Genomic DNA, 12,890 nt, shown 5'->3' with positions numbered 1-12,890 from the left:
TTTTTTGTTAGAATGGTAAAAATTTTGGGGGAGGAAGAAATGAAAGTCAATGAGCTGAGTAAACGTACCGGGATTCACTTAGAAACCATTCGTTACTATGAAAAACAAGGCGTCTTACCGGAACCAAAACGGCAGCTGAACGGTTATCGATCGTATGATGAAGAAAGTGTGGCACTGCTTATGTTCATTAAAAATTGTCGTCAGCTTGGTTTTTCTTTGGAAGATATTAAACAACTTAACGTACTCAAATTTCACACCGCCGACCATTATCATGCGGACAAATTGGTACTTAAGCAACTGACGTTGGTGGAAGAGAAAATTTCACAATTACAAGATATTAAAGCGTTTTTACAATCCATCGCCATTAAGGGTAAACATAGCGAGGATGAATGCAAGGCTATAGCCGGGCTTCAAGCAAAAATAAAGGAGACAGTTTAAGGTGTCTCCTAACAAAATGTGTTCGCTATTTTAGCTTGCTTTAACGCCACAGAATCTCCATTGATTTCGTGCAATGAGTTGCCGCTACGGGAACAGATCAAAGTGCGGTCAGTTTTGACCGCATTTTTTAATTAAACAACATGAACGCCCAGGTTATCGTGACAATAACCAGTGCAATAAACACGGCGGCAGAACCTTGATCTTTAGCGCGGCCGGAGAGTTCGTGGTGCTCGGTGCCGATACGATCCACTACGGCCTCGATGGCGCTGTTGAGCAGTTCTACGACCAATACTAGCAACACGGAACCGATCATCAGCGCTTTTTCAATGGCATCATCACCGAGCCATAATGCCAAGGGAATCATGAAAAGGCAGCAGAAAAGCTCGTGGCGAAAAGCAGTTTCATATTTGACCGCACTTTTTAAGCCTTGCATGGAATATTGGGTTGATTTAATTAAGTGGGTTAGCCCCGTCGTTTTGTCCATTAGGTTTTCCTTTGTTTCTTTATTGTTATTAGAGGCGTTTGGCTTCAATGACATCATCCAGTTTTTCTAAACGGGATAGAATCTTACTCAACATTTCTACGTTGTTGAGTTCAATTTGCATGTCAATGTTTGCCACTTGGCGCTTCGTATCCGTACGGGAAGACACGCCGAGTACGCTGATTTTGTCGTTTGCCAGCACGGTGGTGATGTCGCGCAATAAGCCGTTGCGATCTGACGCCACAATACGAATGTTGAGATGGAAGCCATTGGAATAATTGTCGCCCCAGCGGGATTCCACCACACGTTCCGGGTGAACGCTTTGTAGCTCAAGGAATTGTTCGCAATCACAACGGTGAATGGAAATACCACGCCCCATGGTGATGTAGCCCACAATGCTGTCGCCCGGAATCGGTTGGCAGCAGCGGGCAATGTGGTGCATCAGGTTGCCGACGCCTTCGACGATAACACAATCTTTGCGTTCGGTTTTTTGTTGGGCGTTGGCCGCACTTTTGGTGCTGACGTGACGCAAGATTTCTTCATCCACTTCCTGCGCGGAGATTTTGATGAATTTGTTTTGCAGGAAGTTGATTAACGGCCCGATACGAATATCACCGCCGCCAATGCCCGCGTATAAATCATCAAGATTTTTTAGGTTGTAACGCGGCAAGGCTTGTTGTTCAACTTGTTTTAAGCTGATGCCCAAGCGGTTGATTTCACTTTCCAACAATTCTTTGCCGGCCGGAATATTTTTATCACGATCCAGCTTTTTGAACCACGCATGAATTTTCGCACGGGCTTTTGCTGTGTGAGTAAAACCGAGGTTTGGATTTAGCCAGTCGCGGCTTGGGTTTGGATTTTTCTGGGTGATGATATCTACCTGATCGCCCATTTGGAGCTGATAGGTGAACGGCACAATGCGTCCGCCCACTTTCGCACCGATACAACGGTGACCGATTTCACTGTGAATGGCGTAGGCAAAATCGAGTGGTGTTGAGCCTGTTGGCAAATCCACGACTTCGCCTTTTGGCGTAAAGACATACACACGATCATCGAACACTTGGCTACGTAATTCCGCCATCACTTCACCAGAATCGGCAATATCGTCTTGCCACGCCAAGAGTTTGCGTAGCCAGGCGATTTTTTCTTCGTAGCCGTTACGACCGGCGCTGGCGCCTTCTTTGTATTTCCAGTGTGCCGCAACACCAAGTTCGGCATCATCGTGCATTTGTTGGGTACGAATTTGCACTTCTATCGGCTTGCCGCCTTTACCCAATACCACGGTGTGAATAGATTGGTAGCCGTTCGGTTTCGGGTTGGCGACATAATCGTCGAATTCTTTTGGCAGATGTTTGAAATGGGTGTGTACAATGCCAAGTGCGGTGTAACAATCTTGTAATTTTTGCACAACGATGCGCACCGCGCGGACGTCATATAAGTCACTGAACTCTAAGTGCTTTTTCTGCATTTTTCGCCAAATGCTGTAAATGTGTTTCGGGCGACCGTACACTTCGACTTGTGGGATATTTTCTTGTAAATAACCGGAAAGTTCGGAGACAAAATCGGCGATGTATTGTTCGCGGTCAAGGCGACGTTCTTTTAATAATTTGGCGATGGCGCGATATTGTTCCGGGTGCAGATAACGGAAACAGTAATCTTCCAGTTCCCATTTGAGCTGTCCGATACCTAAGCGGTTGGCAAGTGGGGCGTAAATATTGGCACATTCTTTCGCGGCGAGGACGCGTTCTTCTTCCGTGTAATTTTTTTCGGCATCACGCAAAAAGGCGATACGCTCCGCTAATTTGATAATCACACAGCGGAAATCATCCACCATGGCGAGCAACATTCGGCGCACGTTATCCACCTGCAAGCTGCTGGCAGAATGGGTGATGTTGAGTTGGCGGATATTATCCATTTCGATAACACCGCGTACCAGTTTGCTGATATTCGCGCCGAAATCTTCTTCAATTTGGGCTAAATCTACCAGTTGATCGCGTACGATAGGGAAGAGCATGGCGGTGAACAAGCTGTCGGCATCCATGTTTAAGCTGTTGAGGATTTCCACCATTTCCACGCCGAACGTCAGCAAATGGGCTTCTTCCTGCTGATGCTCGGCACGCAAGGTCATTTTCTGTTGCGAATAATGCCATGCCGTCATTAAGTTGGCTTTGACATTTTCCGCTACATTCAAGTTAGCGCACCATTTTTCAATCTCAAAATCTTTAGGATTTAATAAATGAGATCCTCTCACAGCGACCATAATGAATCCTTATCTTTTTCGAAATAAACTTATCGACTCCAAATGACCGGTTTGTGGGAACATATCGATCATGGCGACTTTATCCAATTGATAGCCTGCGTCACGCAAGATTTCCGTATCTCGCACGAGTGTTGCAGGATTGCAAGAAACATACAGGATGCTTTCAGCCTGTAACTGACAGAGCGCATTTAAAGCAAATGCCGCCCCTGTGCGTGGTGGGTCGAGCAAAATTTTATTGAAGGGTTGCTGCGCCCACGATTGACTGATAAAGGGTTTATCCAAATCAGCTCGGTAAAATTGGACATTATGACAACCGTTTCGTTCGGCATTGGCGCGGGCTTTTTCCACCATCGCAGAAACGCCTTCAATTCCTACCGCACTTTTTACTTTGCGACTCATCGGTAAGGTGAAGTTGCCCATGCCACAGAATAAATCTAACACATGATCTTGTTGGTTAAGCTCCAACCAGTCTAACGCCGTTGCGATCATTTGACGGTTTAATTGTGCATTAATTTGAATGAAATCGCGAATATCAAATTGCAACGTGATGTCATCGCCCAAACGGTAATAAGGCTGTTCGCCATACCAATGTTCAATGCTGTCATGTTCTTGTACAAATAACATGAGTTGGTGTTGTTCGGCAAACCGTAATAATAAAGTGCGGTCGATTTCAGTAATGTTTTTTACATGGCGTAATAACATGGCGATACCATTGTCTGCCGCAACAAGTTCAATATGCCCCAGTTGTTGTGGCGTTGTCCATTGCTCGAAAAGTGCGGTCAGTTTGGGCAATAAATCATTCAGCGGCTTTTCCAACACCAAACAATGGTCGATAGGAATAATTTGCTGTGAATTTTTACGCCGTAAGCCGATATTCAGTTTGCGATTTTTACTGTCAAACAATACGCTTAAACGTACCCGACGACGGTAATGCCAAGGCTCACCGTGCAATAACGGCGTGAAATGAATAGGCACCGGCTGTAAACGGGATAAGCGTTGAACCAATGCAGTTTGTTTGGCAGAACGTTGTAATTCAATGGGAATATGTTGATTTTGGCACCCCCCGCATTGCTCAAAATAAACGCATGGCGGTGTTTGGCGCTGAGGACTTGGGCGTAAAATATGCTGTGCTACACCTTGACCGTATTGGCGTTTTTCTTCCAATACGCGAACTTCTACGCTTTCTTGCGGCAGCGCGTTTTCAATAAACCAGGTTTTGCCGTTAATTTTAGTCACGCCTAAGCCTTGATAATCCAAATAAAGAATGTGTGCGGTGAAATTTTCGGTCTTTTTCTTTGGTTTGGTGTCGCTGTAAAGTAATGCCATGTTATTTTGAATATAAGCTGTGTTGGGTAAATAATTCTCGACTTTTCAAGGGCTTGTCGCCTAAATACGGTTTTAATGCAATGCGTGTAAACCGTTTGGCTGCCGATAATACAGAGGGTTCGTCAAATTGGGTTTGTTCAAAGGCCAATAATTCCCGCCCGTAAAAGGTTAAATTATCTTTGATTAAGGAAGCAATAAAGCCTTTTTCTTCGCGGTAACGATAGGTCATGTCCGCTTTCACGGCTTTGCCGGAGCCTGCGCAATGAGTGAAATCAATGCCATAGCCTAAGGTGCGCAAGAGTTGAAACTCAAAGGTGCGTAGCGCTGGTTCCACATTGGTTTGCGATACGGCTAAGTGCGTTAAACACTGCAAATAGTGTTGGAACAATTGCGGATAGGCTGTTTCCGGTTCCAATACGCGGCAAATGAGTTCGTTTAAATAAAAGCCGCTGTACAAGGCAACATTTTGTAATGGCAAGGCAATGGCAGCAGGTTCTGCTTTGGTGAGAATTTTCAGATCGCCGCGACCGCTCCAACGTAGCAGTAACGGCGTAAAGGGTTGTAACACGCCTTTTAGCATGGAACGCTTTGCCCGTGCGCCTTTTGCCAATACGCTGATACGCCCGAAATCTTCGGTCAGTAAATCTACCAATAAGCTGGTTTCGCTGTAAGATTTGCGATGTAGTACGAAACCGCGTTGCCAATTTTCGATGATGTCGCCCTTTCGTCGATAAAAAACCGGTGTTTATTTTAGCAGATTTCCCACCGCACTTTGTGGGATTTTGTAGGCGATTTTAGAAGAAAAGGAAATGGGATATAACAGAATTGCTGCAAGGAGGATTTCGGAACAACAGGCAATAAAAAAGCAGGCTTTGACACCTGCTTTTTTGCTCAAATGTTCAATTAAGCTTTGGACATTGCCGCTACTTCTGCAGCGAAGTCGGTTTCCACTTTCTCGATACCTTCGCCCACTTCTAAGCGGATGAAGTTAGAGATGTCTGCACCTTTTTCTTTTAACAAATCGCCAACGGATTTAGATGGATCCATGACGAATGGTTGGCCAGTTAAAGAAACTTCACCGGTGAATTTCTTCATGCGGCCTTCAACCATTTTTTCTGCGATTTCGCGTGGTTTACCGGATTGCATTGCGATATCCACTTGGATGTTGCGTTCGTGTTCAACCACTTCAGCCGGAACGTCGCTTGGGTTAACGTAGTCTGGGCGGCTTGCTGCAACGTGCATTGCGATGTGTTTTAACAATTCATCGTCTGCGCCTTTACCAGCCACTAATACACCGATTTTCGCGCCGTGTAAGTAAGAACCTACAACATCGCCTTCGATGTAAGCAACACGACGGATGGTCATGTTTTCACCGATTTTCGCCACTAATGCAGCACGTTTTTCTTCAAATTGTGCTTGAAGTTGTTCGATAGTTGCGCCTTTGTTTGCTGCTGCGAAATCAGCTACTTCGTTGGCTAAACCTAAGAAACCGGCATCTTTTGCTACGAAGTCGGTTTCACAGTTCATTTCAACTAATACGCCGAAACCATTTTGTACGCGAGCAAGGATAACACCTTCAGCTGCAACACGACCTGCTTTTTTCGCCGCTTTTGCTTGACCAGATTTGCGCATGTTGTCGATGGCTAATTCGATGTCGCCGTTTGCTTCAACTAATGCTTTTTTACATTCCATCATGCCTGCGCCGGTACGTTCACGCAGTTCTTTTACTAATGATGCTGTGATTTCAGCCATTTTAAAATCCTCTGTCGGTTAAAGTGCGGTGGAAAAAGACCGCACTTTTAGCTCTAAAAAATACAGGGAGCTATTTAGCCCCCTGCTTATTCATTAATCATCTGATTAATAAGGGCTTACGCCTTATCGCAATCGCTCGAATTATTCTGCGGCTTGCACTAATTCTTCAGCAACCGCTGCTTCGTTACCACGACCTTCTTTGATCGCTGCAACAGCAGAAGAAAGATAAAGTTGAATTGCACGTGCTGCGTCATCGTTACCTGGGATAACGAAATCTACGCCGTCCGGGCTAGAGTTAGTATCAACGATAGCAAATACAGGAATACCCAAGTTGTTTGCTTCTTTTACTGCGATATGTTCGTGGTCTGCACCGATCACGAATAATGCATCTGGAAGACCGCCCATCTCTTTGATACCGCCAAGGCTTAATTCAAGTTTTTCCATCTCACGGGTACGCATTAACGCTTCTTTTTTGGTTAATTTGTCGAAAGTGCCGTCTTGAGATTGAGTTTCTAAATCTTTTAAACGTTTGATGGATTGACGAACTGTTTTCCAGTTGGTCAACATACCGCCTAACCAACGGTGGTTTACATAGTATTGTTGACAGTCTAATGCTGCTGCTTGCACTGCATCGGTCGCTGCGCGTTTGGTACCAACGAATAATACTTTACCGTTGTTGCTCGCAATGCGGGTTAACTCAGCTAATGCTGCGTTGAACATTGGAACGGTTTTTTCAAGGTTGATGATATGAACGCCGTTGCGTGGTCCGAAAATGAATGGTTTCATTTTTGGGTTCCAGTAACGAGTTTGGTGACCGAAGTGAACGCCTGCTTGAAGCATATCGCGCATAGAAACTTGTGCCATAATAATTTTCCTTTTGTTTGGGGTTTAGCCTCCACATATCCAGCCAATCGACCGTTTGGCACCCCGATTTAGCCTTTCTGATATGTGTGTGTTTTAGTAAATTGATTAAAAAATAAACGTTACTTTTAAACAGCAAAATAACGGCGTGCTTTATACCATAAAGTGCGGTGGGTTTCCAGCGGATTTTGTTGTGAGAGGAAAGTTGACATAAAAACAGATAAAAAAACGACCGCACTTTAGGACGTAAAGTGCGGTCTGTTTTTGCGATGTTTTATTCCTCTTCTTTTTCCTTCGCTCTCAGAATGATTTCTTGGATATCGGCCGCCATTTTTTGATCGCATTCGCGGGCAATATCACGCATGAGCGGGTTTTGGAATAACCCCATGTTGGGATCATAAACCTGTGACATGAGGGCGACTTCATGGCGATCCGCATCAAAATAATAGTCGCCGATTTCTTTCACTAATTCCGGCTCCATGCCTAATGTTTCCAGCGCGCGTTTACCCGCACGTACGGCGGCATCGAAGGTTTCACGGATAATTTCGTCTGCGCCGGCTTCGTGTAAGGCAAAGGTGCTGAAACGGTCGTAAGCACGAGCAATGATTTTAATGTTCGGATTCACTTCACGAGCAAAGTGCACGATGTTTTCTGCTTGTTCTTTATTATTAATGGCGATGACCAATATTTCGGCTTGTTCTAAACCGGCAGCGATGAGAAATTCACGGCGAGATGCGTCGCCAAAATAGGATTTAATGCCGTATTCATTGAAGCCTTTGATCATGTTCGGGTTCAAATCAACAACGGTGGTGGCATAGCCGCTTAAGCGCAATAAGTCATTCACGATTTGACCGAAACGCCCCATGCCGACGATGAGAATCGGATGTTGTTCATCGATTTCATCAGCGGGTAATTCTTCTGCGGTCGGTTTGGGTGCGAATTTTTCATACAAAACTAACATAATAGGTGTTAACACCATGGACAGCACAACGATTGCGGTCATGTTGGCATTGACGGTTTCATCAATAACTTTTTGGTTGAAGGCTTGAGCAAACAAAACAAAAGCAAATTCCCCGCCTTGAGCCATGAGCAAAGCACGTTCCATAGCCGTTTTGTGCGTGCTTTTCGCTGCGCGGGCAACGAGATAAATACAGATACCTTTTGTCAGCATTAAGGCGAATACGCCGATGCCAATTAGCATCCAGTTTTCAGCCACGACGGTGAGATTGAGTGACATTCCCACGCCGAGGAAAAATAGCCCTAGCAATAAACCACGGAACGGTTCAATGTCTGCTTCCAATTGATGGCGGAAAGCTGATTCCGACAGCATGACGCCGGCAACAAACGCGCCCATGGCTTGTGATAAGCCCGCTTCTTCCATCAGTAATGCCGAGCCCAATACTACAAATAAGGCGGCGGCGGTCATTACTTCGCGAGCTTTGGAGTCGGCTAAAATACGGAATACCGGATTCAAAATGAAACGTCCAATAAGCACAAGGATGGCTAACGCGACTAAGGCGATGGTGGCGGATTCCCACCAAGAAATGGTGCTTTCGGTTTCGAGTGGGGAAAGGTAGGTCACGATAGCCAGTAACGGCACGATCAGCAAATCTTCAAATAATAAGATCGATACCATTTTTTGTCCTGGGCGGGTGGACAGGCGTTTACGTTCTCCCAACACTTGCATCACGATGGCGGTGGAGGTAAGCACGAAACCGGAAGAACAAATAAAGGCCACTTCCCAAGAAATGCCGAATTGTACGGAAACGAGGGTCATTAACAGGGCGGAGATTACTACTTGTAAACTACCGAGCCCGAAAATTTGTTTGCGTAAGCTCCATAAATGGGACGGTTTCATTTCCAAACCGATCATGAACAGGAACATCACCACACCAAATTCCGCAATGTGCAAAATGGCGTGAGAATCAGTCACTAATTTCAAGCCGAAGGGGCCAATTATTAAGCCCGCGGCTAAATACCCCAGCACTGAACCTAAACCGATACGTTTAAATAATGGCACCGCCACTACGGCCGCGCCTAATAACGTGACAACGCGAATTAAATCACCCGCCCCCTGAGCTTCCATCTTGTTCCCCCGAAATAAATGTTATAGCGATGAATATTAAAAAAGCCGCTTATTCTAGCGTTTTTTCGGACAAATTGTTGAGGAAATAGGCAAATTTTTTGATAGGTTTAGTCAATTTTTTTAAAGAACTTATCTTATCCTTTCTTTGGAAAAATAAAGCCCGTATCAAACGGGCTTTGCTTTTCTGAACATTGATTAACGCTGAATCAAATAACGTAATTTTGTGCCATCTTGTTCCACGCTTAATAACGTATAACCGTGGTTTTTAGTATCCACTGGAATGTTGTTGATGGATTGTGCGCAGTCGCTTAACAATTCCAATACTTCCCCTTCTTTGAGCTCAGGCATGCTTTCCAGCATGACGATAGCCGGGTATGGGCAAGGTTCGCCAACCGTGTCGATGGTGTAATCCGGCACGATGTCTTTTGGATCTTTATCTAATTTGTGTACAACGGTAAATGCCATAGTGTGTTTTCCTTCTGTGAAATAAAAATAATGTCAAATCAAACCGCACTTTTACGCCTGTGCGAAAGCGGCGATTTTGGCTTTTGCTTTGGCAAGGAAGCGTTTTTCCCACCAGACGACAGCAATTAAGCAGAGAATCAATAAACCGTAGTTCACTAATAATCCACCGACCGGACCAAATTCTTTTAATAAGTTCAGTTTTTCGTAGTCAAGCGCCAAAGCCGGAGCGAGATCGTCCCATGCGTAGGCGAGATAGGTCGAACCGATAACATTGCCGATCCCCACCCACATAAAGTGCACTTGACCTTCCATCGCACGGTACATCCAACCGGTTTCGCAACCGCCGGCTAACACGATGCCGAAACCGAATAATAAACCGCCGATAATCGCATTCGGACCTGCCCACATGATTTTTGCGGGAACGCCTAATTGAATGTAACTAAACACGCCGATGGTGCCTGCAAGAATACCGAAAATAATGGCTTTTGCCATGTAAGCGCGACCGGTCACCCAGAGATCACGGAACGCGGAAGTGAAACAGATTTGCGCACGTTCGATAAGTAAACCGAAAGCTAAACCGCATAGCATGGCGAAGCCCAATTTAACGGACTGAGTCATCACATAAAAGGAGGCGATGAGGTAAGCGAGGAAAACCACCATGCCAATCCAAAAACGGCGTTGTGCTCTTTTCGGATCACTTTCTTGTAATTTTGCTGCGCCTTTTTTCAATTCCAGTTTTACGCGGAACATCGGCAATAAAGTGACTTTTACGCCGGCGTATGTTCCAAGAGCTGTGGCGATGGTGAAAAACCACGCATGCACAGAAAATTGTGGAATGCCGGTAAATAACGAGGCCAGGTTACAGCCCATCGCCAAACGTGCGCCGAAACCGGCAATGGCTCCGCCGATTAAGGCTTGTACAATGCGGCGTTTATGTGGCTGGTTTCGCCATTTCACGTTGTTTGCCCACAAGGCTGCGGAGATACAACCGGCAAACATGCCTAAGATCATCACACCATCAACACGGGTGAAAATCGTGCCTTGCATACCGATGATTTTGTAGTAACTCCAATTGGACACATCAATGCCCAAGGCTTCTAATGCATGACCGCCCCAGCGGGTAAATTCGCCGGTGACCGCCCAATACGTGCCGGTAATGCCGAAATAATAGGCCGAGATTAAACCGGCGGCGATAACGGCGATAACGGGATTCCAATATTTAATCAAATATTGTTGTTTGAACTGTTGTAAAACTTCGTTCATTTTTTATCCTATTAAGGTGAATGAAAGTATTACAAGGAAGGTATAACAATGAGAAAAGGCTCAAAAGAAGGGCTTTGTCATTTCCTATACACAAACTTGCGATATAAATGAAATTACAAATTAGATTTGCGGGCGCTAGTCTAAAGGATCGTTAACATTTCTGCAACAATATTTTGTGCAGAAAATCGGTAAAAGTGCGGTGGGTTTTTCCTGTGTTTTCACTTGGTCAGATAGGCTTTTAGGGCCGGCAGAATGTCTTGCCCGTCACGTACTCCTAAGTCATACATTGCCTGCACTTTGGCGACGTCTTTTTCAATACGGCGAATAGGCAGCGTAACAGAAGGGCGAATAACAAAAATCTCGCCTTGTTCGTTAAGACGAATGACGTCTTCCACTGCGCGGTTATAGTCGGCATAGCGGTTAGTCAGGCGTTCAACCAGTTTCGGGTAACGGCGATAAAACGCATTGAACAGCAACGGATTGGTCGGCGTTTTGCGGTAATTCAACGGTCGGGTGAGAATGACGATGATTTTGTCGTAGCCCAACTGTTGGCAGAAACGCAAGGGAATACTGTCTGCAATGCCGCCGTCTAAATATTTTTTGCCGTTGATTTCCACCATTTTTGATACAAAAGGCATGGCGGAGGTGGCACGCAGGGTTTCCATTTGCTCAAAGGCATCGTGGATTTTCACATATTCCGCCTCGCCGCTTTCCACATTGGTTAACACCGTGTAGAAGTCGATGCCGGAACGGGCGAATGCTTCTTGATCGAACACGTCCAATTCAAAAGGCAATTGATAGAAGGCGAAGTCTTTGTTGACGATATTGCCCGTGGTGAACAGGCTGTGCCATCCCATGTAGCGTTTGTCGTTGAGGTATTTTTTGTTGTAACGCAACACACGGCCACGTTGTTTGGAAGGAAAATTCACACCGAACAATGCCCCAGCGGACACGCTGACAATGCCGTCAATGTGAATCTGTTCATCCAAAAAGACATCCAACACGCCGGCGGTGAACATCCCGCGCATGGCGCCGCCTTCTAATACCAATCCGACTTTCATCAGCTTAACTCATAAGGCAAGGGTTGCATGTCGAGCAAGGTTTGGCTGTTCGGCAAGCGGAATGCCTGACCTTCTTCCAACGGCGTATTTAACACGGCCTGCAACCATAAAACGCCGTGAAAATTGACCGCACTTGTGATGGTGCTGGTGGCTCGCCAATTGTCGCCAAGTGCCATTTCCAATGCCGAACCGATATCCGGCAGACTTTGCGTTTGCGCTGCGAAAATAAATAAAGCGCGTTTATTGGCACCGCGATATTTGGCTCGCGCCACGGTTTCCTGCCCGATGTAACAGCCCTTTTGGAAGGAAATCGCCTGTTCGATACTTTGTAGGTTTAACGCTTGAGGAATAAATTCTAATTGAGTCGCGGCTGCCAAACTAGGGATACCATCTTGAATGTCCAATAAATCCCAAGCCTCTGCTTCAACGGTAGGTTCGAGGGCTAAACGGGTCGGGTTGAGTAAAATCATGCGCGGTTGTTGCGCCTTCACGTCAATGCGAATTTGCGCTGAACATTGACTGCACTTTTCAATGCCTTTTGTGCCGGCAGCGCCGAGAATTTGCCAATCTAACGGCGTGAAAGTGACTTTGGAAAATACCGCATATTTTTTCAGTTGATCTAGCGCCGATGGCAATAACGCACTTTTTAACAGCATATAAAAGGTCTGTTCATCTTGACGAATTAAACGGAACAGCGAGCTCATTTTGCCTTTCGGATCGCAATGGGCGGTAAGGGTCGATTCACCGGCTGCCAATTTGGTCACATCGCAAGTGAGTTGCCCCTGCAAATATTTTTCCGCCTCTGTGCCTTCAATTTGAATCAGCGAGTAGTGCGTTAACGGGCAAATAATGTCGTCTTGTTGTGCCGTTAAAAGGGAATAGGCCATCGTACTTTCC

The 12,890-nt window shown here is 45.6% G+C and carries 12 protein-coding genes; 1 reads left to right on the top strand and 11 read right to left on the bottom strand.

The features are described 5' to 3' along the window. Nucleotides 1-39 precede the first annotated feature (39 nt). Nucleotides 40-438 carry a MerR family transcriptional regulator gene (locus tag DK415_RS07140; RefSeq protein ID WP_109433049.1) on the top strand — a complete coding sequence of 133 codons (399 nt, stop codon included), beginning with the start codon at nt 40-42 and terminating at the stop codon, nt 436-438. 127 nt (nt 439-565) lie between these two features. On the opposite strand, the gene DK415_RS07135 is transcribed toward DK415_RS07140, so the two are convergent. The 11 genes from DK415_RS07135 to ygfZ all read right to left on the bottom strand — a co-directional run bounded on the left by DK415_RS07135 (nt 566) and on the right by ygfZ (nt 12,880). Continuing rightward, nucleotides 566-922: a diacylglycerol kinase gene (locus DK415_RS07135; protein ID WP_109433048.1), complete on the bottom strand. Its 357-nt coding sequence runs from the start codon at nt 920-922 to the stop codon at nt 566-568. Between the two features lie 28 nt (nt 923-950). Next, nucleotides 951-3,179: a GTP diphosphokinase gene (gene relA, locus DK415_RS07130; RefSeq protein ID WP_109433047.1), complete on the bottom strand. Its 2,229-nt coding sequence runs from the start codon at nt 3,177-3,179 to the stop codon at nt 951-953. Between the two features lie 9 nt (nt 3,180-3,188). Then, nucleotides 3,189-4,505, bottom strand: coding sequence for a 23S rRNA (uracil(1939)-C(5))-methyltransferase RlmD (rlmD, locus tag DK415_RS07125; RefSeq protein WP_109433046.1), 1,317 nt, complete (start codon nt 4,503-4,505; stop codon nt 3,189-3,191). A 1-nt stretch (nt 4,506) separates the two neighbouring features. Then, nucleotides 4,507-5,220, bottom strand: coding sequence for a DNA repair protein RecO (recO, locus tag DK415_RS07120; protein WP_109433045.1), 714 nt, complete (start codon nt 5,218-5,220; stop codon nt 4,507-4,509). A gap of 188 nt (nt 5,221-5,408) precedes the next feature. Then, nucleotides 5,409-6,257 carry a translation elongation factor Ts gene (gene tsf, locus DK415_RS07115; protein WP_006719481.1) on the bottom strand — a complete coding sequence of 283 codons (849 nt, stop codon included), beginning with the start codon at nt 6,255-6,257 and terminating at the stop codon, nt 5,409-5,411. Nucleotides 6,258-6,398: 141 nt separating this feature from the next. Further along, nucleotides 6,399-7,121 carry a 30S ribosomal protein S2 gene (rpsB, locus tag DK415_RS07110; protein ID WP_109433044.1) on the bottom strand — a complete coding sequence of 241 codons (723 nt, stop codon included), beginning with the start codon at nt 7,119-7,121 and terminating at the stop codon, nt 6,399-6,401. Nucleotides 7,122-7,392: 271 nt separating this feature from the next. Further along, nucleotides 7,393-9,204 carry a monovalent cation:proton antiporter-2 (CPA2) family protein gene (locus tag DK415_RS07100; RefSeq protein WP_048750721.1) on the bottom strand — a complete coding sequence of 604 codons (1,812 nt, stop codon included), beginning with the start codon at nt 9,202-9,204 and terminating at the stop codon, nt 7,393-7,395. 195 nt (nt 9,205-9,399) lie between these two features. Then, nucleotides 9,400-9,669: a sulfurtransferase-like selenium metabolism protein YedF gene (gene yedF, locus DK415_RS07095; protein ID WP_006719477.1), complete on the bottom strand. Its 270-nt coding sequence runs from the start codon at nt 9,667-9,669 to the stop codon at nt 9,400-9,402. A 51-nt stretch (nt 9,670-9,720) separates the two neighbouring features. Next, entirely contained in the window at nt 9,721-10,932 is a 1,212-nt protein-coding gene (gene yedE / locus DK415_RS07090; protein WP_109433043.1) for a selenium metabolism membrane protein YedE/FdhT, read from the bottom strand. Between the two features lie 218 nt (nt 10,933-11,150). Beyond that, entirely contained in the window at nt 11,151-11,993 is an 843-nt protein-coding gene (locus DK415_RS07085) for a patatin-like phospholipase family protein (RefSeq protein ID WP_109433042.1), read from the bottom strand. Continuing rightward, complete coding sequence (ygfZ, locus tag DK415_RS07080; protein ID WP_109433041.1) at nt 11,993-12,880, bottom strand: CAF17-like 4Fe-4S cluster assembly/insertion protein YgfZ; 888 nt, start codon at nt 12,878-12,880, stop codon at nt 11,993-11,995. Before ygfZ ends, DK415_RS07085 begins: the two co-directional genes overlap by 1 nt. Between the last annotated feature and the right edge of the window lie 10 nt (nt 12,881-12,890).

The organism is Aggregatibacter segnis (assembly GCF_003130075.1).
GTDB lineage: Bacteria > Pseudomonadota > Gammaproteobacteria > Enterobacterales > Pasteurellaceae > Aggregatibacter > Aggregatibacter segnis_A.
Note: the sequence above shows the minus strand (reverse complement) of the source record. Positions and strands in the feature narration are given on the sequence as shown.

Bases quoted from the DNA above. Each gene is read 5' to 3' on its own strand.
- DK415_RS07140 (WP_109433049.1), top strand. From the start codon at position 40: ATGAAAGTCAATGAGCTGAGTAAACGTACCGGGATTCACTTAGAAACC.
- DK415_RS07135 (WP_109433048.1), bottom strand. From the start codon at position 922: ATGGACAAAACGACGGGGCTAACCCACTTAATTAAATCAACCCAATAT.
- relA (WP_109433047.1), bottom strand. From the start codon at position 3,179: ATGGTCGCTGTGAGAGGATCTCATTTATTAAATCCTAAAGATTTTGAG.
- rlmD (WP_109433046.1), bottom strand. From the start codon at position 4,505: ATGGCATTACTTTACAGCGACACCAAACCAAAGAAAAAGACCGAAAAT.
- tsf (WP_006719481.1), bottom strand. From the start codon at position 6,257: ATGGCTGAAATCACAGCATCATTAGTAAAAGAACTGCGTGAACGTACC.
- rpsB (WP_109433044.1), bottom strand. From the start codon at position 7,121: ATGGCACAAGTTTCTATGCGCGATATGCTTCAAGCAGGCGTTCACTTC.
- DK415_RS07100 (WP_048750721.1), bottom strand. From the start codon at position 9,204: ATGGAAGCTCAGGGGGCGGGTGATTTAATTCGCGTTGTCACGTTATTA.
- yedF (WP_006719477.1), bottom strand. From the start codon at position 9,669: ATGGCATTTACCGTTGTACACAAATTAGATAAAGATCCAAAAGACATC.
- yedE (WP_109433043.1), bottom strand. From the start codon at position 10,932: ATGAACGAAGTTTTACAACAGTTCAAACAACAATATTTGATTAAATAT.
- DK415_RS07085 (WP_109433042.1), bottom strand. From the start codon at position 11,993: ATGAAAGTCGGATTGGTATTAGAAGGCGGCGCCATGCGCGGGATGTTC.
- ygfZ (WP_109433041.1), bottom strand. From the start codon at position 12,880: ATGGCCTATTCCCTTTTAACGGCACAACAAGACGACATTATTTGCCCG.